Genomic DNA, 21,122 nt, shown 5'->3' with positions numbered 1-21,122 from the left:
AAATGTGTAGTAGGAGGAACTATGAACCAACCCATACTAACCGATGAGTTAATCATCGACTGCAAGGATATTTATTTGCGCGAGTATCGAATTGAAGATTTAGAGAAACTGCAAGAAATTACGTGGCAACCTGAGGTGTATGAATTCCTACCGGGATGGAACGCTACGATTGAAGACAGGACCCTGTGGCTCACCGAATATGAAATCCCTGAAAATCAGCGTTTTAAACAAGCTGTGATGGCGGGAGGGGATATCGGAGAGTTATATTTACGTATGGGTATTGTACTCAAAGAAACTGACAAGTTTATCGGATGGTGCTGCTCAGGAATTAAGGATGAGTTACCAGCGCCTAATCGGGAGATTATGTACGGTATTTCGAAACACTTCAGGAATCGTGGCTATACAACGCAGGCAGTAAAAGGAATGACGGAGTATTTATTTGAACATACAAACGTTGAAATATTAAATGCCATCGCTTTGATTACCAATCAAGCATCCAATAAGGTGATACAGAAATGTAATTTTGAACGGTTAAATTTGATAGAGATCGAGAATGAACCCTATGTCCATTATCAACTGTGTAAGCGCGAAGGTCATTTTTGATTGAACTTTTATCCTCATTGAAAATAGCTATAATATCAAAATTTCGGATCAGGTTAGACAGTTATTGCTGGCTGCCTGATTTTTTCTGTCATTTAGTTTATAGGACAAGTGTTAATAATTTTCTCCACGATAATAGCGTTCCAGTTTGTTATCCAAATGAACAAGCTGCGCTTTTTTCTCCTCGATATCATTCAGCAACTTTTGCTTTTGATCCTCAATCAGCTTGGTTCTCTCCTTCAGCGTGGAGGTTCCTTCATTGACCTGATCATAATACTTTTTGATGTCTTCCACACTCATCCCGGTTTCACGAAGGCATTTGATAAAAACCAGCCAGTTCAGATCATCCTCCAAATAAAGGCGGTTATTCTGCTCATTTCGTGCAGCAGGTTTCAGCAATCCCTTTCTTTCATAAAAGCGGATCGCTCCAATTGAAATCTCAACTTTTTTCGCTACTTCTCCAATCGTTAACATGTTAATCCCTCTTTTTATAAAAATAATTTGACCTACACTAAGTGTAGCATAGTAACTTATACATTGTTAAATAAAAATCATATTAGGGAAAGAAGGATTCGCATGAAAAAGACTGTTTTTGTAACTGGAGCAAATAAAGGGATTGGATATGAGATCGTAAAGCAGTTGGGTGAAGCAGGTTGGAAAGTTATCCTCGGCGCACGCAGTGTCGAACGAGGGGAAGCAGCTGTTTCGGAGTTAACTTCCAGGGGATTAGATGTAGAATTTGTACAGATTGATATGATCGACTTGAAGAGCATTGAGCAGGCAGCCGATACGATTCATAAGACTTATCCCTCAATAAACCTTCTGATCAATAACGCGGGTATGCCTGGTGCGTTCTCTCATTCCTTCACGGATACAAAAGAGGAAGACCTGCGGAACGCCTTCGAAGTGAACTTTTTCGGCACGTTCCGTTTGAATCAGCGCTTGTTCCCGTTAATCAAAGATAATGAAGGTACAATTATTAATGTATCGACCGACATGGCTTCTCTGGACCATATGCAAAATGCGGAATTTACTTTAAATGCCTTCGACTATAACTCATCCAAAACGGCAAACAGTGCCATGACACTTTCCATGGCCTATGAAGTCAAAAACAGCAGAGCTCAAGTCTTTGCGGTCACGCCCGGATTCACTTCAACAGATCTTAACGGCAATGCCGAAGGCGGTAAATCAAAAGAAGCCGGCGCTGCGATTATCGTGCGTTATGCGACAGATGGTAAACGCCATAATGGGGAGTTCCTTGATGAGAATGGCGTATACCCTTGGTAATCCATAAGATGATGGGGATGAGGGTCTAAAAGTTTGAGGTCCATTCTGACTGATCTCGTCCCTTGGATGATGCGGAAAATTAGATGAAGCTATTGGCGTGGTTTCGTTATTTAGGTAGCAAGGAATATGAGAATATAACGTCGAATAAGAAAAATATGTTAGTTGTAACTTGTTTATTTGTTGTAAATGAAACAAACACCAAACGTAGACGAACATCTTTCTTGTACCAAGGTAACAGAGCACGTACTATAAAATCATATTTCTAACCAGCGTATCAATCGGAGGTATATATTTAATGGGGGTTTCATTATATAAAGCAGATTTAAAAGATGCAGTGAATATTCATGAGATGAAAGTCAAAGCATTTATGCCTTTGTTGGAAAAATATCAGGATTCTGAAACAAGCCCCGCTAATGAAACCGTAGAAAGAATAATCACTCAAATCAATCAATCTTTTACAGATTATTTCATAATTCATCATTTTGAAATTGCTGTTGGTGGAATAAGAGTCGTGAAAAAAGAAAATCAAATCTACAGTGTTAGCCCAATTTTTATACTGCCAGAACATCAAGGAAAAGGAATTGCTCAAAAAGTCTTAACAATGGTTGAGCAGATATATGATGATGCAAAGTCATGGAATTTGGGTACCATCTTACAAGAGAAAGGGAACTGTTATTTGTATGAAAAGATAGGCTACAAAAAAACGGGTGCAACAAAAGCAATTAACGACAAAATGACAATGGTATTTTATGAAAAGCACTTATAAGCTTCAAATGCTTGAATAAGACGCCTCAGATTCGTCAGCCTGTAAAAATTAGGCTACCACTATACTAATCAGATACAAAAAAGAATCCCCCCTTCAGTTCTCAAACGAAATGAAAGGGGGATTCTTCATGCAATGAAGAGCCTGAATTAAACTGGAAGAAAAGCAGCGTTTGGTGAGCTGGACCAGGAGCATGCGTAATGTTCAAGTAGATCTTACGTAGAGCTGTTTATAGCCAACTTATAGCTTACGTAGAATCTACGCTCAGTAGACATCAGCCTTATACAGAGGCATCAAGATCATAAATTCAGTTCCCGAGCCTACCTGACTTCGTACTGTAATTTTCCCACCATACGACTCCACAATTGAGCGGGTAATGGCTAGACCGAGACCTGCACCACCTTGTTTGCGAGAACGAGAACTGCTTGTGCGGTAAAATCGCTCAAAGATATGGGGCAGATGTGCAGGTTCAATGCCTGTGCCGTTATCCTTTACTGACAATTCAGCCTTATGGTGCGTGGCATAAAACGTAATGGAGATGGCTCCATGCTCTGGATCGGTGTGCTGCACCGCATTATGGAACAGATTCAGCACAACCTGCTTCAGCTTATAAGGGTCAGCCAGTATATGGACCGCAGCCGTCAAGTCCAGATGAATGGACCTCAACTGTGCCATCATGGCAAGTTGTGGTTGCATTTCGAGCAGCAGACTGTCCAGCTGAATGACCTCCAGTTCCTGCTTTGGAGCCTGATCCAGCTTGGTCAGGAGCAGTAAATCTTCAACCAGCTTGTTAATACGTACCGATTCGCCGTGCATGCTGTCCAATGCTTTATACAATTGATCCTGATTGGTCGCTGCACCCCGCTGTAGAACTTCAATGAAGCCGTGAATGGAGGTAAGCGGGGTACGAAGCTCATGGGAAGCATCGGACAAGAAACGCTGCATCTGCTCTTTCGATTCCCGCTCCGCTTCAAACGAGTTCTCCAACCTTTCAAGCATCCCATTAAATGAAACGGCGAGCTGATCCACTTCCTCTTGTCCCTGAACGACGGGAAGGCGTTCTGCGAGGCTGCCTGCATCGATCTGCTGAACTTTATTCACCATGTTGGATAGTGGAACCAGCGTCCGGCGCAGTACCTTGGTGTATAAAATAAGACCGGCTACCATGGCCAACAGTGATAACATCAGAAAGATCAGAAGCTGTTTAATAATCAAGTCTTTTAGTGGCTTCGTAGCTGTGCCCATCTGGACCATGGGTAAGCCCCGATTGCGTGGACCTGGTGAGGCGAATACAATCAATTGCTCATTCCCTTGGCTATCCGTTACGATCCGGTAGGGAATATGTTTTTGTTCTTTCAACTCCGCTGTAATGTCTTGATATTCAACGCTTGATAGATGAGGAGCTTTCAGACCGTCTTCCCCAAAAACATCCTCGAACGTACCTTGATTATCAAACAGGGCCAGTGAACGGTCCGGAATAAATAGCACCCGATTGCCAGATCCGTTACCTGCCTGTCCTCCAAAAGGATTGTTGGAAGAGCCACTACGTGACTGGATTCCAAGCCAAACCGGGGGCATGGACATGAGCTGTTCTTGCATGGTTTTTGCCTGATTTCGATACAGAAAGCTTTCCATGATCCAGAATTGCAGGATACCGATTAACAATAGTAGCCCAGCAAGCACGAACAGAGAACGTGAGAGCAATTGAGAACGCAGTGAACGGGGCCAGATCCATTGGTGAAGACGTCTTAAATGAAGTTTATTTTTCTTAGGCAGTGAGTTCATCAGAGGTCCACCCTGTACCCAACACCCCGAAGCGTGCGTATGAGTTTATGCTCTTTGTCCCCGAGTTTGTCGCGCAAGGAGCGAACATATACCTCCACAATATTTTCTTCTCCGCCAAAATCATACCCCCATACCCGGCTCAAAATGGTTGCTTTGCTAAGTACGATCCCATGATTAAGCACAATAAATTTTAACAGTTCGTATTCGGTAGGAGAAAGCTCCAGGACCTGATTCTGATAAGTGATTTCTTTGCGCTGATCATCAATTCGGAAGGGACCATGGGTGACGGCTCCTATTAATAAAGGAAATTGATTGCGCAGTCTGGCCTGAATCCGAGCGAGCAGCTCGTCGAAGGCAAAGGGTTTGATCATGTAATCATCAGCACCTAGCCAAAGGCCCTTAACCCGATTTTCGACTTCGTCCTTCGCTGTCAGCATAATAACGCCAACCTGAGTTCCAGTCTTACGAAGTCGCTCGACCACTTCGAATCCATCCATCTCTGGCATCATGACATCCAGAATAGCCATATGTGGCCTGAATTCAAGAGCCAACTCAAGCGCAGCCGCTCCATCCGGTGCCGTACGCACATCGAAGCCTTCATTGCTTAATCCAAGCTCCAGAAATTGCAAAATATGTGGTTCATCATCAGCCAATAGTATTTTAATTCCGCTGCTAAGCTTCATAATGCAGGGTTCCTCCTTGCTTGCTTCCATCTTAGTTCTCCCTCAAGTGAGAGGGACTATATGTTGTATTATCGCTTGCCAAACTGAAATTTAGCTGAAAGGATTATGAATTATCCTCAGACAACATTCAGCGGACACTCATCCCAGTTTTATTTTGGCATGTCAGAATAGTAGACATGAAGAACTTTGAAGGAGTGATTAACATTGAATAACACCAAAAGAAGGATGGATTTTGTCCTTCTGCCAATTGTATTACTGGCGGCGTTTCTGAATGGATACGGTATCTGGAACGATCAATATGCCAATTCCTACTATACGACTGCCGTTGGTAGTATGCTCAGCAACTTCCACAACTTTTTCTATGCTTCACTAGACTCGGCAGGCTCCGTCACTGTAGATAAACCACCTGTGGTCTTCTGGATTCAGACGGCTTTTGCCTATGTCTTCGGATTGCACGGATGGAGTGTTATTTTGCCACAGGTATTAGCGGGAATCGGTTCGGTGCTCCTGATCTATTTCATGGTGAAACCTACATACGGTCTTGCAGCAGCACGGATCTCGGCGCTTGCAATGGCGACTGTGCCTGTCGTGGCGGCAGTCAGCCGGACCAATAATATTGACAGCATGCTGGTGTTTACACTACTGCTGGGTTCATGGTTTTTGTTCAAAGGCAGCAAACAAGGCAGTGCTTGGCGCATTCTGGTTGCCTTTGGGTTAATAGGCATAGCCTTTAATATGAAAATGCTTCAAGCCTACATGATTCTCCCGGCTTTTTATTTGTTCTATCTGCTTGCATTTCAGGCGAAATGGAGAAGGAAGATCATCCTGATGATCGGCAGCACAGCAGTTCTGGCGGTCGTTTCCTTATCCTGGGCAGTCACAGTGGATTCTATCCCTGAAGACCAAAGACCTTATATCGGCAGTAGTGAAACGAACTCGGTCATGGAACTCGCCTTTGGATACAATGGTCTGGCTCGCCTAACGGGTCAGCAGAATACCGCAGGTAACGCCGGTAAGCCAAATGGGATCGGACAGGGAAATAATCGTGGCAATCGAGGGGATTCGACCTCATCTCCTAATCAGACAGGCAGTGGTGTTACTGAGGCTGGGCAAGATGTCGATGCACCGGATAACGATAATATGAATGGTTCGAACGGCTTGAACGCCATGGGCGGCATGAATAGGCCGAATGGCAATTTCCCGAATGGGCAGATGCCAAATGATATGGAAATGCCAAATGGAAGAAATTTTGGCGGTAATGGTGGCGGAGGCATGTTTGGTACGGGGGAGAAAGGTCCTCTGCGTCTGTTCCAGACTGAACTGTCAGGTCAAGCCAGCTGGCTTATGCCAGTTGTATTGCTTGGGTGCATTGCCATATTTGCAGGATTAAGACGGAGAAATATAACCAGCAAGCACAAGGAGGCCTTGTTCTGGCTGGCTTGGCTGCTTCCCGTTGCTGCCTTTTTCAGTGTGGCAGGTTTTTTCCATCAATATTATCTGATTATGCTTGCACCTCCACTTGCTGCACTGACTGGCGCAGGGTTTGTAGCGATGTGGAAATTATATCGTGATCGCACCGGATGGCAAGCTTGGTTGCTTCCGGTGTCCGTACTGCTTACGACGCTGTTCGGCTGGTATATCATGCAGGTGTATAACGATACGATTGGTGCAGGCTGGTCGATTAGTGAATTAATCGCAGGCATTCTGGTTACGGTCATCCTGGTCGTTATGCTACATCGTACACAACGATGGAAACAGGGCTTCATTATCGCGGGATTCATGGTCATGCTGATCGGTCCGATCTATTGGGCATTCACCCCAATTACTTATGGTGGTAACAGTATGATTCCGGCAGCAGGACCCACGGGTTCCAATAGCATGTTTGGTGGAGCCGGAATGGGCATGCCGATGGGTAACGGTGCAGGAGATACAGAAATGCCTTCAATGGGCGGCCGTGGCGGAATGGGCAACCGTAACGAAGGATTGGATACAGCCACACTGAATTATCTGAAAGAGCACAATACAGGCGAAACGTATCTCTTCGCCACTACGGACTATAATCAGGCAGCACCTTATATCATCGATGAGAAAGAAGCAGTGATCACGCTTGGCGGTTTTTCCGGATCAGACCCGGTGTACACAACAGAGGAACTTGAGCAACTCGTCAAGAGCGGGCAAGTGAAATACTTCATGGTTGGTGGCATGGGTGGTCGCGGAGGAAACTCAGAAATTACCGATTGGATCAAAGAGCATGGAACCGAGATTCCAACTTCAGAATGGAAGACAGGCACCGACAGCGGATCTATGGATAACGGAGACACCGGAAACAGAGCTGGCTTTGGATTTAGCGGACAGACCACCTTGTACGAAGTGAAATTGTAGCTATATAAATTGAACTTGTCATTTACACAATAACGGAGAGGACAGAAAAAAACTGAAAAAGCGAAGCGTTCGCCTACAAGCTTTCTGCAAGAAAGCTACATCGGAAGCATACGCTATCACCGGATTTTCCCTTTAGAAAGGGAATCAAAAAATCTGGGGATAACAGCGATTGGAAGGTTGTTCTGTCATCGAAGTGTGCAGTGTAAATATTCTCTAGTTCAATTTATATAGAGTGAAAATCTCGAACGAAGTCCATTGGAAAAGGGAGGGGACGAACATGGCTCAAGCGTACCGATACAGCATTATTATTCCCATGTATAACGAGGAAGCGGTGATCGAGGAGACTTATCGGCGTCTGAAGAAGGTTATGGGCAGCACAGGAGAGAGCTATGAACTGTTGTTTGTCAATGATGGCAGCGTGGATCGAAGTGCACAGATGATCCGTGATTACGCCCGTTGGGACGAGAGTGTGAAGCTGATTGATTTTACTCGTAACTTCGGACATCAGATTGCGATAACAGCGGGTATGGATTACGCAGTGGGGGATGCGGTGGTTATTATTGATGCGGATCTGCAGGACCCTCCCGAACTGATACTGGATATGATCGCCAAATGGAAAGAGGGTTATGAAGTCGTATATGCCCGTCGCACCAGACGAAGTGGAGAAACTCGCTTCAAGAAATGGTCGGCAAGTCTGTTCTATCGTGTACTTCGTGCCTCAACGGATACGGATATCCCAGTGGACACCGGAGATTTTCGCCTGATTGACCGCAAAGTATGTGATGAGATGAAACGTCTTCCGGAGAAAAACCGATTTGTGCGCGGGTTGGTCAGTTGGGTCGGATTTCGTCAGACGGCTATTGAATATGAACGTGATGAACGTCTGGCAGGCGAAACAAAATATCCGCTGAAACGCATGCTGAAGCTGAGCCTGGACGGCATTACTTCATTTTCGTATAAACCGCTCAAACTTGCAGGTTATGTAGGTGCGATCCTGTCGGTTGGCGGATTCATCTATATGTTAACGGTTATTCTTTCGGCCATATTTACGGATTCAACGATTAAGGGATGGCCATCCATTGTGAGTATCATGCTGATGTTTAACGGATTCATCCTGATCATGCTGGGTATTCTGGGCGAGTACGTTGGCCGAATCTATGATGAGACCAAGGCACGTCCACTATACATTGTAAGAGATGTGGTTCAGGCCGAGAGTCAGCAAGCGCAATCCCGATTGACAGCCCGAGTTGCTCATCATGACTAAGCGTCTGGTAACAATCTTCAAGTTTGGTATTGTAGGTGTTGCGAATACGGTAGTGGATGCGTTGGTGTTTGCTTTACTCGCAGTGGTCGGTGTGCCGGTTCTGATTGCCCAGGTAATCTCGTACAGCTGCGGTGTTGCGAACAGTTATTGGCTGAATGGCAGGTGGACTTTTCGAGATGCGGCGCGAGGGGACGGGGATAGAGCCAAACTTATTCGTTTTCTAATCACCAATCTCGTCGTTCTCGCGTTATCTGCCCTCATTCTGATGACTTTGCACGATATGTTGGGTTGGAGTCTCGTGATGAGCAAGATCCTGGCGACATTGATGGGAATGGTCCTGAACTATATTGCTAGTAGATATTGGGTGTTTCGTATAGCAACTTAGCTGCGCGCAGTATGAAATATTAGTTATACGAAGCATATGAAAGGAGTGTGTGATGAAATGCGAATTAAAAAAGCAGTTATTCCGGCAGCGGGTCTCGGAACTCGGTTCCTGCCAGCGACCAAAGCACAGCCCAAAGAGATGTTACCGATTGTAGACAAACCAGCTATCCAATACATTGTTGAAGAAGCAGTGCAATCAGGCATTGAGAATATCCTCATTGTGACCGGACGCAACAAAAAATCCATAGAGGATCATTTTGATAAATCAGTTGAACTTGAACATTCGTTATACGCCAAGGGCAAACAGTCTTTGTTGGAAGAGGTGCAAGCGATCAGCGAGATGGCCAATATTCATTTTATTCGTCAAAAAGAACCACTGGGTCTGGGGCATGCCATTGGGTGTGCACGGCAGTTTGTAGGAGATGATGCCTTCGCAGTACTGCTCGGTGATGACATTATGGTGTCTGATCCGCCTGCACTTGCCCAGATGGTTCATCTCTATGAAAAGACAGGTAATCAGATTATAGGTGTCCGTCAGGTAGACACGGCAAATGTGAGCAAATATGGCATCATTGATTCCAACGGTGCAGAGGACCGGGTTCATCGAGTCACTAATTTGGTTGAAAAACCTTCCCTTGCAGAAGCCCCATCCCGAACAGCTGTAATGGGACGATACATTCTGAAACCCTCCATCTTTCCCATTTTGGATCAGATCAAGAGAGGGGCTGGAGGGGAATATCAGTTAACGGATGCCCTGAAAGTAGTGAGTCAAGTGGAGGAACTGTTGGCCCTTGAACTGGAGGGACGTCGCTACGATATTGGCGATCAATTCGGATATATTCAGGCGATCTTGGAGATCGGATTGATGCGCAAGGAATTACAGCCCATGCTGACACCCTATCTTCAAAAGCTTGCAACCCAGTGGGCATAGGAATTAATTTGTAGCAGAGGTCCACATCTGCTGGTACAAGAGAGCCTCTCCTTCGTACATGGTTCTTTCATAGAATCCAGCATTGTACAATTTTTCCAGTAACGCTACAATGAGCAAGTAGTTCAAGTTGCTCTTTGAGGAGTGAGGAATCATGAATGAATCTATCATCAGGGACCTTATTAAGTATATGGACGTGGAGGACAACGCCGCCATTCAGTACATTCAGACTGAGCATCGGATGAAACTGGGACTCTTTTGGGGAATCAAGGAAGGAAGCCGTGTTCTGGAAATCGGGTGTGGTCAGGGAGATACAACGGCCGTGCTTGCACATCTGGTGGGGGAGCATGGGTACGTTCATGGTGTAGATATTGCTCCAGAGGATTATGGTTCACCGCTGACCGTAGGCGAAGCGGCAGCCAAGTTGCGGAGTTCTCCGCTGGGTGATCGAATTCGAATGGATTATGATTTTGACATTTTAAGTGATCAAGCCCAATTTGCCGAGAATGAGTATGATGTGATTGTACTTTCCCATTGTTCCTGGTACTTGAAATCGTTTGACGAACTCGCCCGGATTCTTAGCAAGGTCAGGATATGGGGACATCAGTTATGTTTTGCCGAATGGGATGCACGCGTTACAGATGTGAGCCAGCTCTCTCACTGGTTATCTGTTCTCATTCAGTCCCAGGTCGAATGTTACAAGGAGAACAGCTTCTCCAATGTGCGTACGCTTTTTACACCGGAGGATATACAAGAACTTGTCACTTCGGCAGGCTGGACGATCAAGGAAGAGGCTTCAATCCATTCTCCTGAGCTGCAAGACGGTCGGTGGGAAACTGAAATGACACTGGCAGAAGCACCTGTGGAACTGAAACTGCTTCCGATTCCTGACAAAGTAAAAACACTTCTTCTTTCCGAACTGAAATTACTCAGAACACATCGAGCCTCGGGGCCTGGGAGCCCACTGGGTACGTATGCAATTGTTGCCAAAAAAACAGTAAGAAATTAACGTGTAAATTTCAATATCCAAAAAAATGTGTTTACTTCATCACGGTAATTTTGATATTATAATCGCAATATCAAATGCGACGAAGAGACGAGTAGATAAAAATCATTCTTTCAAAGAGAGCTCCGGTAGCTGAAAAGGAGTAAAGAACTTTTTATTGAATAAAGACTCAGAGCAGCACATCGGAACTTAGCATTAAGGGATGGTGTGACAGGCGCTCCTGTTACAGAGCTAGAGTATGGATGGTCTACAGCTTGCAATATGGTTGTATACCTTTACTTGAAGAGGCGGATATGGTGACATATTGGCGAATCTGGGTGGTACCACGAGAATTCAATCTCGTCCCTGAGACTATTGTCTTGGGGATGGGATTTTTTGGTTTTTTCGGGGCTGTGACTACACGCTTTGGAATTGCCTGAATAGTGTTAATTAGGAAGTCCATTTCATAATACGTTTTTTGTGAGTTATGAAATGGATCAATGAGAAGAATCACTTAAACCGAAAGGAAATGATGATTGAATGTCAGCAAAATTGAAAGTTGGTATCGTCGGAGGAACGGGAATGGTAGGGCAGCGTTTTGTGGACCTGCTCGATCAACATCCATGGTTTGAAGTAACAGCTATTTCTGCAAGCGCCAATTCGGCAGGTAAAACATATGAAGAATCCGTACAAGGCAGATGGAAACTCGCAGTTCCTATTCCGGAAGCTGTGAAGAAAATCGTGGTTCAGGATGCTTCCCAGGTCGAAGCTTTTGCCAGCCAGGTTGATTTTATTTTCTGCGCGGTTGATATGAAAAAGAATGAGATTCAAGCGCTCGAAGAGGCTTATGCCAAAACAGGAACACCTGTCGTATCCAACAACTCGGCTCACCGCTGGACAGCAGATGTACCCATGGTAATCCCTGAGATTAACCCGGGACATCTGGACGTAATCGAAGCTCAACGCAAACGTCTTGGTACGAAAACCGGATTCATTGCCGTAAAACCAAACTGCTCCATTCAGAGCTATGTGCCAGCGCTGCACGCCTTGCGTGAGTTCAATCCGACTCAGGTCGTAGCTTCCACGTATCAAGCCATCTCGGGAGCAGGTAAAAACTTTACGGACTGGCCGGATATGCTCGATAATGTCATTCCATACATCGGTGGCGAGGAAGAGAAGAGTGAGCAGGAACCACTCCGGATCTGGGGTAGCATCGAGAACAATCAGATCGTCAAAGCTTCTGCTCCATTAATTACAACACAATGTATTCGTGTGCCGGTAACGGATGGGCATCTGGCTACCGTGTTTGTAAACTTTGAGAAAAAACCAAGCAAAGACGAAATTCTGGAGCGTTGGTTGCAGTTCAAAGGTCGTCCGCAGGAACTGGCTCTGCCAAGTGCACCAAAACAGTTCATTACGTATTTTGAAGAAGAGAACAGACCACAGACAAAACTGGATCGTGACATCGAACGCGGAATGGGTGTATCGACTGGCCGACTGCGCGAAGATTCACTCTATGATTACAAATTCGTTGGATTGTCCCACAACACGCTCCGCGGAGCGGCAGGTGGTGCGGTTCTGATCGCTGAATTGCTCAAAGCCGAAGGATACATTCAACCGAAATAAGCATCAAAGAATCATGAACAGCAACAGATTTCTGCAAAGAATGAAAAACCATCACTTGTTGATGGTTTTTTTTGTGGACTATATCCGGAAAACGGAGTGGAGTCATGGAGTGGTATGAAATATGTAAAGTGAGAAACGCCGACAGGATTGTCAGCGTTATTTACTGCGCAGCTGCTGGGCACTGACTCGAAGCTTCGGTTTCAGGAAGAATACGACTCTTTAGCCGAGAAGCGGGACAGCTACCTTCTTCGTCGCGTTTGGTTTCCCAATTAATAGGATTGGTCATATCCGGGATGTGTTGCTCCAAAATGGCCTGATATTGACGTGCTTTCTCTTCCAAATGAGCAACACGGCTCTTGGCTTCTTCAAGCTGAATCAGCGCTGCTTCCTTGTACTCCATCATAAGTGCGAATCGTTGTGCAACGGTTGAATCTCCTTCAAGACAGAGATCGACGTATGTTTTAATGTTTTCAATCGGTAAGCCTGTCTGTTTAAGGCATTTGACGCCGTGCAGCCAGTTGATGGATTCCTCATCAAACACCCGAATGTTATTTTTATTGCGTTGAATGCTTGGAACCAAACCTTTATCCGTGTAAAAGCGTACCGCGTGCTCTGTGAGTCCCGTAAGCTGGGCAGCATCCTGAACCGTATACATATGTAATCCTCCTCGTAAAAAATATATTGGAGACCGCTTGACTTCGTGTAACACGAAGGAGCTAGGGTTATTGTAACGCAAGTCGGACGGAAGTGGAACAACTGCTTTTTTTGCTGAATTTCAGCAATACGTGAAGACTTGCGATTCACAATATGACCTTAGGAGGCGTTAATATGCAAACTGTAACTTTAAATAATGGAGTGAAAATGCCGATCATCGGCGTTGGTGTCTACCAGGTTCCTGATGTCGATGAATGCGAGAACACGGTATATGAAGCATTGAAGGCAGGTTACCGCTTAATTGATACGGCCGCCGGATACCTGAACGAAGAAGCAGTTGGACGCGCGATCAAGCGCAGTGGCATACCGCGGGAAGAACTGTTTATCACGACCAAGCTATGGATTCAGGATGCCGGATATGAAAGTACCAAGCTGGCGTTTGCCAAATCGCTAAGTAAGCTGCAGCTCGATTATCTGGATATGTACCTCATTCATATGCCTTTTGGTGACTACTACGGCGCTTGGCGTGCGATGGAAGAACTGTACCGCGAGGGCAAGATCAAGGCAATTGGCGTCAGCAACTTCCTGCCAGACCGTCTGATGGACCTTATTGTTCATAATGAAATTGTGCCTGCCATCAATCAGATCGAAACACATCCGTTTCAACAGCAGGTCGACAGTGCTGCTTTTATGAAAGAACAGGGCATACAACACCAGTCATGGTCACCGTTTGCGGAAGGTCGCAACAATTTATTTAGCAACGAAGTGCTGGCTTCCATTGCCGAGAGACATAACAAATCCATCGCCCAGGTTGTACTCCGCTGGCTTGTGCAACAAGACATCGTGATTATTCCCAAATCGGTACGCAAAGAGCGGCTTATTGAGAACTTTGATATTTTCAATTTTGTACTGAGTCCGGAAGAGATCGCAACCATTGCCACGCTGGATACCAAGGAAAGTCTATTCATGAAGATTGACGACCCTAAAGTTGCCCAGATGCTAGGTAAGATGAAAGTGGATTTGTAAAAACAGAAACGAATGACTAGATTTACGAAGCGGAGCAGTATCGTAGCGATATTAGTAATAAAAGCAATCCAATGCAAAACGCCGACAATCATGTCGGCGTTTTTTACATTCCAATATGTTGTTAAGCTGCAGATGTCTTATCTGACTTTTGCAGAAGCTGCGAGCGACGACCGAGCAGGTAACCTGTCAGGGAAGCGAGCATCTGTTGGAATACCATGCCGAGCACGACAGGGACGGCAACAGGTGGTGGAAAATACGATACAGCGAGTACTGCACCTGCGCTGATATTACGCATGCCTCCATTGAACACAAGAGCGACCTGGTCTGCCTCATTCCAGCCCAACAATCGAGCAATAAAGTAACTTAGTGCATAACCGAATGATGCCAGGAAAATAATGATGACCGCAAGACCAGCCAACTTCCAGTTGAAATCGGCCAAATAAGGTGCAACAACAGATCCGTTAATTGCAACGACAGACGCCATGAACAATTTGGATAATGGATTCAACCTTGGTCCCCAGACCGGGACAATGGCGCCTTTGGTCCACTCATTCAGCAACATACCGAGCAGGGATGGCACTACAATCATCCAGAATAGACTGCTCATCATGGCTGCTGTGTCCAGTGTGACACTGGTTCCGATTAACAGGGATAACACCCCGGGCACTACGAAAGGAGCAAGCATTGTATCAATCAGGATGATGGAAAGCGTAAGTGCGATATTGCCCCGATAGATGCTGACCCAGATGAAGCTGCTTATTCCTGTCGGAATCACGGCTGCCAGAACAAGTCCTGTTATGGTGTACGCATCTGTAGGGAAAACCAGATGACCCATACCGAGAGCAATTAGAGGCATCGCCAAATGCAAAATAAACAGACATACAAACAAGGGGAACGGCTTCTTAAGCACGTTCACAAAATCCCGTATCCCAAGACTGATACTTCCAGCGAACGTCATGAACGCAAAAAGCCAAGGGGATAAAAAGGTATAAGAAGAAAGAAAACTCCCGCATAACACGCCAATAATAATACTGATTGGGGTAATCAGTGGCATGATGCGGTTCAAGCGTTGGTTCAAGGCTTGAAGCATAATCATGACATCCCTTTACCGTGTGATTTTACTATTATACATGTTAATAACGCTGGCTGCAGACCCATTTGCAATGCAGCAGTCTGAACAGGTATCATGGACTTGGAACAAGGATTCCGATTAGGAGAAGGGGAGATGATCATGTTTATAAGAAAAAGAAAGCACACATTAATGATGACAGGCCTTATTGCATCAAGTATTCTGCTGATTTCAGCCTGTTCTGTCGTGGAACAAGCCAATCAAAGTATAAATTATGTGAGTGGGGCTACTGATTATATAGAACAGGTATCAAACGCCGGGGCTGATCTGCAAGAGCTTGCATCGGGCGCGGTGAATAATCCGGAGATAACAACGCAGATTCAGGAGAAAATTGATCTGATCCAAGCAGAAGCAAGCGAATTTTCTCAGCTGGCTGCTCCTGCAATAGGAGAGAGCATTCATGAAAATCTGGTCAGCTACAATACGCAATTAACAGAAGTTGTGGACAATTTCGAGAATACAATTGCTGAGCAAGGTTTTACGGCAGAAAATTGGGAGAAGACAGGCATTCCTGAACTGATCACCAACATTAATAATTTAAAAGATCCGCTTAGCGGACTTCAGGGTGAATAAATTGAATTAATTTTCAATATGGAAGACAACACAGTTTGAAATTCTCATATTTTATAAGGGCGAGATATCGGAATGATTGAATTACCGTTATGCTCGCTTTTTTATTTTCCGAAAACGGATGCATATTTAATATCACAGGAGCTAGACTATATCATGTAAATAGGAGATGTATATGACATTTATCTCATATTTATGTGAAGATGATCTATGATTTGACAAGGTTGGGACAGAGGCGTATGATAAGCATATAAGTTAATAAAGTATAGTTACTTACTATAAGTTATAAAAATATTTTACCAAAGGAGAACTAAATCATGACGGAGCACAATGGAAAAGTAATCATTATTACAGGTGGAGCAAGTGGTATTGGTAAAGAGACAGCACTTCAACTTTCGGATCAAGGTGCGACTATTGTGGTCGCTGACTATAATGAAGACGGAGCGAAGAAGCTTGCGGCAGAGATTGAAGCAGCAGGCGGAACAGCGGGCGCGTACAAAGTGGATGTATCCAAAGGGGACGAGATCAAAGCCCTGATCGACTGGACCGTAGAGCAATATGGTACGTTAAGCGGTATTTTCAATAACGCAGGCATTGGACTTGTGAAGCCATTTCTGGAGATGGACCCGGAATCCTATCACAGAGTCATTGATGTAGATCAGCACAGTGTATACTACGGTATGTATTATGGCGCGAAAAAAATGGTTGAATTAAATGTACAAGGTACTATTGTAAATACAGCTTCGATCTATGGAAGTGTTGCTGCAGTAGGCAGCTTCAACTACAACGCAGCCAAGGCTGCTGTTGTTATGATGTCCAAATCCGGTGCATTGGAACTTGCTGAGCATGGAATTCGTGTAGTTGGTGTAGCACCTGGCTTTATCGAAACACCGATTCTGGGTGATGACCAAGCCATGAAGGATGCGCTTGCTACTCAACATATGCGTGGAGAGCTTATTCAACCGGAGAAAGTAGCCAGTGTGGTTACATTCCTGTTCAGTGATGCAGCAAGCGCAGTGAACGGTACAACCGTAGCCGTAGATGATGGATTCCTCAGCTTCAAAACCAAATAAGTACCCTTTTATAATCAAGGCAACTCATCTCAAAAAACAGAAAAAAACGGTGCAGAACGATTTATTCGTTTTGCACCGTTTTTGTATTTTCATTATAACGTAATCGTAGCATGTGAGATGGAAATAAGTTTGTCGAATCATCCCGAAATTTCAGAGATCGTGATACAATTAACAAGGCTATAGCTTTTTATCATTTTGTGGTGTCATATACAATTCGAACTCCGAGAGACCCATAACTCTCTTCTTTGTAATGACATTGAGAACAGGTTTTGGTCGAACATAACGCATCGTTATGAACTTGTAATTTTTCGTTGCACTGTGGACATTTATTTTCAAAAAGAGTCTTCAACACGTTAAACATGCTTAATCACTCATTTCGGATTAATTTACTTGGTTTTCATTATAACGGATAATATTCGCCTTGTATAGCACTTTTGAGTGGTATCGAAATGAGATTTATATTGCACGAAAGGAAGCGCATAACCGATGGATCTTCTGCTTTTTGTCATCATGTTTATACTGGGTCTGGTCGGTTCATTCTTCTCCGGTTTGTTGGGTATTGGTGGGGCCATTATCAATTATCCGCTGCTGTTATATGTTCCATCCTGGATGGGACTGGAGCCATTCTCAGCACATCAGGTATCTTCGATCAGTATGTTTCAAGTGTTTTTCGGTTCACTTGCAGGTGTGGTTGCATTCCGCAGAAAAGTAAAGACGGGTAGAAGTGGTGGGGCGATCGTTCACCGCGGTTTGGTGCTGTACATGGGCTCCAGCATTCTTGCTGGCAGTCTGATCGGCGGGTTCATATCCGGTCATCTGGACGGAAGGGTTATTAATCTGATCTATGGCATTCTGGCGATCATGGCGATTGTGCTTATGCTGATTCCCGGAAAAGGAAAGCTTGATACCTCAGCACCACTGGTGTTTAATCGATGGATTGCAGCAGGCACTGCTTTTGCAGTAGGCATTGTATCAGGAATTGTTGGTGCGGGTGGTGCCTTTATTCTTATTCCCATCATGCTGACGATTCTCAACATCCCCGTACGAACGACGATTGCTTCTTCACTGGCGATTGTATTTATCTCCGCTATTGGCGGCGTTATAGGGAAAATTACGGGTGGAGACATTCCGATGGAACCCATCATCTATACGGTGATCGGCAGTTTGCTCGGGGCATCCCTTGGTTCACGGGTTAGTTCGATGATCAATGTGAGGGTACTTCGATATGCATTAATCGTACTTATCGCCATCACAGCGGTCAAAGTCTGGTCATCCATTCTGTAAAATCACATATATGGGAATGAACAATGACGATTTCGTAACCAAACGGTTGGATCGCCGTATAAAGGTTATGAACATGAGCTGAAGCGTTGGATACACGATCAAATGAGTTCAGTTTTCGTCCATGGAGCACCTCATCTCCTTTCATGGATACATGTTTAACATTAATAGAATTTGAGGTATCCACCCTATGAATAACGTACTTACAGAACAGGCTGATGCAGGATATCGGCTAGCTGAGCAGAAAGCATCTCAGTATTTTACTTCTCTTAGGCAGCAACTTATGGATCATACGTATACGACAGCACTTACCCAAGATATTCATGTATGGCAAAAAAAACATATTCATCGTTTTGCCTGGCTTTCTCTGTTATCACCTAGCAAAAGAAAACCGGATCCCCGGGATGTCCATAGATATATCCACTGGCTGAATACGACTGGAAAGCTGGATGATTACCTGGATCGGAGTATCTCATATATTTATATGCGAGATCTGGGGCAAGCCCTTGATTCTCCGGATACGCAAGCCCGAATTCAGCACGTTGTCCAGAATACCAAAAAATACTTTATGGGCTCTGCCACTGGGCGCAGAGGACAGCCCGATTATATCAGTCTGGCTGCGTTGTACCGGTGGGGACAGAAGGAGCACATTGAAACGGCTGTCATCTGGGTGATGAACAAATTAAAGAATGTAGCATCCAACATTCCGAAGGAGCTGGATGCAGAGCAGGCGCAGCGGAAGCTTATCAAAATTATTCTCGGCGTGGTTCTTCATGTGGACGATGAGATGAACGAGCAGACCCCACCTGAGGAACGGGCCCGAAGATTTGATGCGGCGATCAGACTCGGTTATTCATACGGTTTGACGTATCCATTTGTGGATGACCTGCTGGATTCTCAAGCCTTGACTGTTCAGGAAAAAGAACAATATTCACTGATGATACGCGAAGCACTTCTTACCGGGGTTGTACCTGATCTGGGAGAGTGGAAAGGCAGTAACCTTGAAGTGATTGAATATGTGCATTCCGAGCTTCGGGAAGCATTTGAGTACATCAAGAACTATCAGCATCCAGAGAAACAGCGCACGTTTTTAGAGCAATCCTATGTGTTCTTTCAGTCCCAGGAGATCGATCGCAATAAGAAATTAGCCAATGCGAATTATACCAATGAAGAATTGTACATTCCGATTATTATCAAATCTTCGTCTTCCCGATTAATCGTCCGGTCTGTTCTCAGTGCACCAGTGGATGAAGGATTTGATCTGCGGACGTTCTATTACGGGATATATAATCAGTTGTCCGATGATTTTGCCGATATGTTTGACGATATGGAAGAAGGGGCAGTAACTCCGTATACGTACTATTTGAAGTATCGAGATTTGCGTCCCGACTTGATTAATCCATATGAATTGTATTGGGCAGTCATCTCTCATCTAATCCATGATGTATATAACTCGGACGCCAAGACCCGCGAGGTCATACTGGATCGTGCCATTAACGGTCTGAAGCGTTGTAAAGAACGGTTGGGGCAGCAGAAATATGATGAAGTGATGTCGATCTTTACCTCTGGGCAGCCTGAATTCAATCAACTGGTTCAACAGATGGTGCGAAAAGCAGATGACGTTGATTTCCTTGATAAATTGTTACGGGATCAGGTCGTGCTTCAATTGAAAAATGACAAGCAGGAGAAAGAGGAGTTCAAGCAGACCATTCGAACAGTTCGCGAACAGATTAATGTGGAGTTGCAGATTGCGAAGCCCGGTGGACTTCATGAGATGAAAGAAACGCTGATCGATGCAGCCAATTATAGCTTGCAGGGAGACGGAAAGAGGTTACGCCCTATATTAACCTGGGTTATGGGCGTGCGCGAGTATGGCCTACCCGAATCGTCTATTGTTCCGCTGCTACGATCGCTGGAGTACATGCATACCGCTTCCCTGATCTTTGATGATCTGCCTACGCAGGATAATGCTTCGACAAGGCGTGGACGTTCCACACTGCATCAGGTACACAATAGCGCCACAGCAGAGCTTACGGGTCTGTTTCTCATTCAGAAGGCGATAGGAGAGCAATCCTCATTGGATCGTTTCGATGCGGCGACCGTGCTCAGACTCATTCAGTATTCGGCTGAAAAAGCAGAGGATATGTGTATGGGGCAGGCGATGGATCTGAACTCCAAAGGCAAGGCATTAACGTTGGAGCAGTTGAACATGATCTGTTTTTACAAAACAGGCATTGCCTTTGAAGCTGCCCTGGTCATGCCAGCGATACTTGCCCAAGTGAAGGAACCGGAGATGGCTACGCTGAAAAAGTTCGCTTATCATGCGGGGATCGCCTTCCAGATCAAGGACGACTTGCTGGATTTCGAGGGAAATTACCTCATTCTTGGGAAACCTGCAGGTCAGGATGAGCGGAACAACAATTCAACCTTTGTGTCTATTCTGGGTGATGAAGGCGCGAAGAAAGCGATGTGGGAGCATTATTGTCTTGCTACAGATGCATTGAACGAGATGCGAAAACCGATTTCATTTTTGAGACATTTATTGGATTATCTTGTTGGTCGTGAGCGCTAATCCATTTTTCTAGCGATTCATTATTGCATATGACTTATAATGATATATACTGACAAAGGTCAGGATTCCATATGAATGGATTCCAGGCCTTGTTTGAATTTGTAGACACAAAATTCTTGAAAATATTTGT

Annotated in this window: 19 protein-coding genes and 1 other annotated feature; of the genes, 14 read left to right on the top strand and 5 right to left on the bottom strand. The window is 44.9% G+C overall.

Annotated features, from left to right (window positions below; all coding sequences use genetic code 11):
* The first annotated feature begins 21 nt into the window (after window positions 1-21).
* Window positions 22-603 carry a GNAT family N-acetyltransferase gene (locus tag IFU39_RS07005; RefSeq protein WP_192131823.1) on the top strand — a complete coding sequence of 194 codons (582 nt, stop codon included), beginning with the start codon at window positions 22-24 and terminating at the stop codon, window positions 601-603.
* 111 nt (window positions 604-714) lie between these two features.
* Here IFU39_RS07005 and IFU39_RS07000 read toward each other — a convergent pair whose 3' ends face one another.
* Entirely contained in the window at window positions 715-1,074 is a 360-nt protein-coding gene (locus IFU39_RS07000) for a MerR family transcriptional regulator (RefSeq protein WP_076249478.1), read from the bottom strand.
* A gap of 102 nt (window positions 1,075-1,176) precedes the next feature.
* Between IFU39_RS07000 and IFU39_RS06995 the strand changes: the two genes are divergently transcribed.
* Both IFU39_RS06995 and IFU39_RS06990 read left to right on the top strand, forming a co-directional pair.
* Window positions 1,177-1,887, top strand: a complete 711-nt coding sequence (locus IFU39_RS06995) for an SDR family NAD(P)-dependent oxidoreductase (protein WP_192131821.1) — start codon at window positions 1,177-1,179, stop codon at window positions 1,885-1,887.
* 295 nt (window positions 1,888-2,182) lie between these two features.
* Window positions 2,183-2,653, top strand: a complete 471-nt coding sequence (locus tag IFU39_RS06990; protein WP_192131819.1) for a GNAT family N-acetyltransferase — start codon at window positions 2,183-2,185, stop codon at window positions 2,651-2,653.
* A gap of 261 nt (window positions 2,654-2,914) precedes the next feature.
* Here the strand turns inward: IFU39_RS06990 and IFU39_RS06985 are convergent, their stop codons facing one another.
* Together IFU39_RS06985 and IFU39_RS06980 are read right to left on the bottom strand one after the other, a co-directional pair.
* On the bottom strand, window positions 2,915-4,435 hold the full coding sequence (locus IFU39_RS06985; protein WP_192131817.1) for a sensor histidine kinase: 1,521 nt from the start codon (window positions 4,433-4,435) through the stop codon (window positions 2,915-2,917).
* Window positions 4,435-5,118 carry a response regulator transcription factor gene (locus IFU39_RS06980; protein WP_091017711.1) on the bottom strand — a complete coding sequence of 228 codons (684 nt, stop codon included), beginning with the start codon at window positions 5,116-5,118 and terminating at the stop codon, window positions 4,435-4,437. The genes IFU39_RS06985 and IFU39_RS06980 overlap by 1 nt, the downstream gene beginning before the upstream one ends.
* A gap of 225 nt (window positions 5,119-5,343) precedes the next feature.
* Here IFU39_RS06980 and IFU39_RS06975 point away from each other — a divergent pair, with 225 nt between their 5' ends.
* From IFU39_RS06975 to asd, 6 genes are all read left to right on the top strand, one after another.
* Window positions 5,344-7,500: an ArnT family glycosyltransferase gene (locus tag IFU39_RS06975; protein ID WP_244660923.1), complete on the top strand. Its 2,157-nt coding sequence runs from the start codon at window positions 5,344-5,346 to the stop codon at window positions 7,498-7,500.
* A gap of 277 nt (window positions 7,501-7,777) precedes the next feature.
* Window positions 7,778-8,764: a glycosyltransferase family 2 protein gene (locus tag IFU39_RS06970; protein WP_192131813.1), complete on the top strand. Its 987-nt coding sequence runs from the start codon at window positions 7,778-7,780 to the stop codon at window positions 8,762-8,764.
* Window positions 8,757-9,149 carry a GtrA family protein gene (locus IFU39_RS06965; RefSeq protein ID WP_192131811.1) on the top strand — a complete coding sequence of 131 codons (393 nt, stop codon included), beginning with the start codon at window positions 8,757-8,759 and terminating at the stop codon, window positions 9,147-9,149. The genes IFU39_RS06970 and IFU39_RS06965 overlap by 8 nt, the downstream gene beginning before the upstream one ends.
* Before the next feature lie 57 nt (window positions 9,150-9,206).
* A complete protein-coding gene (gene galU, locus IFU39_RS06960) occupies window positions 9,207-10,079 on the top strand; it encodes a UTP--glucose-1-phosphate uridylyltransferase GalU (RefSeq protein ID WP_192131808.1) in 873 nt (290 codons plus the stop codon).
* Window positions 10,080-10,230: 151 nt separating this feature from the next.
* The gene (locus IFU39_RS06955; protein ID WP_192131807.1) at window positions 10,231-11,085 is read left to right on the top strand and encodes a class I SAM-dependent methyltransferase; all 855 of its coding nucleotides are present in this window, start codon (window positions 10,231-10,233) and stop codon (window positions 11,083-11,085) included.
* A gap of 70 nt (window positions 11,086-11,155) precedes the next feature.
* Window positions 11,156-11,432: a binding site (T-box leader), on the top strand.
* A 169-nt stretch (window positions 11,433-11,601) separates the two neighbouring features.
* Window positions 11,602-12,687, top strand: coding sequence for an aspartate-semialdehyde dehydrogenase (gene asd / locus IFU39_RS06950; RefSeq protein WP_074094892.1), 1,086 nt, complete (start codon window positions 11,602-11,604; stop codon window positions 12,685-12,687).
* A gap of 160 nt (window positions 12,688-12,847) precedes the next feature.
* Here asd and IFU39_RS06945 read toward each other — a convergent pair whose 3' ends face one another.
* A complete protein-coding gene (locus IFU39_RS06945; protein WP_192131805.1) occupies window positions 12,848-13,342 on the bottom strand; it encodes a MerR family transcriptional regulator in 495 nt (164 codons plus the stop codon).
* Between the two features lie 173 nt (window positions 13,343-13,515).
* Between IFU39_RS06945 and IFU39_RS06940 the strand changes: the two genes are divergently transcribed.
* Complete coding sequence (locus IFU39_RS06940) at window positions 13,516-14,367, top strand: aldo/keto reductase (RefSeq protein ID WP_192131803.1); 852 nt, start codon at window positions 13,516-13,518, stop codon at window positions 14,365-14,367.
* Between the two features lie 121 nt (window positions 14,368-14,488).
* Here the strand turns inward: IFU39_RS06940 and IFU39_RS06935 are convergent, their stop codons facing one another.
* Window positions 14,489-15,457, bottom strand: a complete 969-nt coding sequence (locus IFU39_RS06935; RefSeq protein ID WP_074094894.1) for a bile acid:sodium symporter family protein — start codon at window positions 15,455-15,457, stop codon at window positions 14,489-14,491.
* A 141-nt stretch (window positions 15,458-15,598) separates the two neighbouring features.
* Between IFU39_RS06935 and IFU39_RS06930 the strand changes: the two genes are divergently transcribed.
* The 4 genes from IFU39_RS06930 (at window position 15,599) to IFU39_RS06915 (ending at window position 20,992) form a co-directional block, all read left to right on the top strand.
* Window positions 15,599-16,069, top strand: coding sequence for a DUF6376 family protein (locus IFU39_RS06930; protein WP_143786521.1), 471 nt, complete (start codon window positions 15,599-15,601; stop codon window positions 16,067-16,069).
* A 314-nt stretch (window positions 16,070-16,383) separates the two neighbouring features.
* Entirely contained in the window at window positions 16,384-17,139 is a 756-nt protein-coding gene (locus IFU39_RS06925) for an SDR family NAD(P)-dependent oxidoreductase (RefSeq protein ID WP_076211740.1), read from the top strand.
* Between the two features lie 486 nt (window positions 17,140-17,625).
* Window positions 17,626-18,423 (top strand): sulfite exporter TauE/SafE family protein, encoded by a 798-nt coding sequence (locus tag IFU39_RS06920; protein WP_105598562.1) that lies wholly within the window; start codon window positions 17,626-17,628, stop codon window positions 18,421-18,423.
* 187 nt (window positions 18,424-18,610) lie between these two features.
* On the top strand, window positions 18,611-20,992 hold the full coding sequence (locus tag IFU39_RS06915) for a polyprenyl synthetase family protein (protein WP_192131801.1): 2,382 nt from the start codon (window positions 18,611-18,613) through the stop codon (window positions 20,990-20,992).
* Window positions 20,993-21,122: the final 130 nt, after the last annotated feature.

This window comes from Paenibacillus sp. CFBP 13594, from assembly GCF_014842675.1.
In the GTDB taxonomy this organism is placed as follows: domain Bacteria; phylum Bacillota; class Bacilli; order Paenibacillales; family Paenibacillaceae; genus Paenibacillus; species Paenibacillus amylolyticus_B.
The sequence above is the reverse complement of the archived record's forward strand: the minus strand, read 5'-3'. Positions and strand labels throughout refer to the sequence as shown.

Excerpts from the sequence above, each read along its gene's own strand:
- IFU39_RS06930 (WP_143786521.1), top strand. The coding sequence starts at position 15,599 with ATGTTTATAAGAAAAAGAAAGCACACATTAATGATGACAGGCCTTATT.
- IFU39_RS06975 (WP_244660923.1), top strand. The coding sequence starts at position 5,344 with ATGGATTTTGTCCTTCTGCCAATTGTATTACTGGCGGCGTTTCTGAAT.
- asd (WP_074094892.1), top strand. The coding sequence starts at position 11,602 with ATGTCAGCAAAATTGAAAGTTGGTATCGTCGGAGGAACGGGAATGGTA.
- IFU39_RS06935 (WP_074094894.1), bottom strand. The coding sequence starts at position 15,457 with ATGCTTCAAGCCTTGAACCAACGCTTGAACCGCATCATGCCACTGATT.
- IFU39_RS06955 (WP_192131807.1), top strand. The coding sequence starts at position 10,231 with ATGAATGAATCTATCATCAGGGACCTTATTAAGTATATGGACGTGGAG.
- IFU39_RS06925 (WP_076211740.1), top strand. The coding sequence starts at position 16,384 with ATGACGGAGCACAATGGAAAAGTAATCATTATTACAGGTGGAGCAAGT.
- IFU39_RS07000 (WP_076249478.1), bottom strand. The coding sequence starts at position 1,074 with ATGTTAACGATTGGAGAAGTAGCGAAAAAAGTTGAGATTTCAATTGGA.
- IFU39_RS06965 (WP_192131811.1), top strand. The coding sequence starts at position 8,757 with ATGACTAAGCGTCTGGTAACAATCTTCAAGTTTGGTATTGTAGGTGTT.
- IFU39_RS06970 (WP_192131813.1), top strand. The coding sequence starts at position 7,778 with ATGGCTCAAGCGTACCGATACAGCATTATTATTCCCATGTATAACGAG.
- IFU39_RS07005 (WP_192131823.1), top strand. The coding sequence starts at position 22 with ATGAACCAACCCATACTAACCGATGAGTTAATCATCGACTGCAAGGAT.
- IFU39_RS06980 (WP_091017711.1), bottom strand. The coding sequence starts at position 5,118 with ATGAAGCTTAGCAGCGGAATTAAAATACTATTGGCTGATGATGAACCA.
- IFU39_RS06945 (WP_192131805.1), bottom strand. The coding sequence starts at position 13,342 with ATGTATACGGTTCAGGATGCTGCCCAGCTTACGGGACTCACAGAGCAC.
- galU (WP_192131808.1), top strand. The coding sequence starts at position 9,207 with ATGCGAATTAAAAAAGCAGTTATTCCGGCAGCGGGTCTCGGAACTCGG.
- IFU39_RS06985 (WP_192131817.1), bottom strand. The coding sequence starts at position 4,435 with ATGAACTCACTGCCTAAGAAAAATAAACTTCATTTAAGACGTCTTCAC.
- IFU39_RS06995 (WP_192131821.1), top strand. The coding sequence starts at position 1,177 with ATGAAAAAGACTGTTTTTGTAACTGGAGCAAATAAAGGGATTGGATAT.
- IFU39_RS06920 (WP_105598562.1), top strand. The coding sequence starts at position 17,626 with ATGGATCTTCTGCTTTTTGTCATCATGTTTATACTGGGTCTGGTCGGT.
- IFU39_RS06940 (WP_192131803.1), top strand. The coding sequence starts at position 13,516 with ATGCAAACTGTAACTTTAAATAATGGAGTGAAAATGCCGATCATCGGC.
- IFU39_RS06915 (WP_192131801.1), top strand. The coding sequence starts at position 18,611 with ATGAATAACGTACTTACAGAACAGGCTGATGCAGGATATCGGCTAGCT.
- IFU39_RS06990 (WP_192131819.1), top strand. The coding sequence starts at position 2,183 with ATGGGGGTTTCATTATATAAAGCAGATTTAAAAGATGCAGTGAATATT.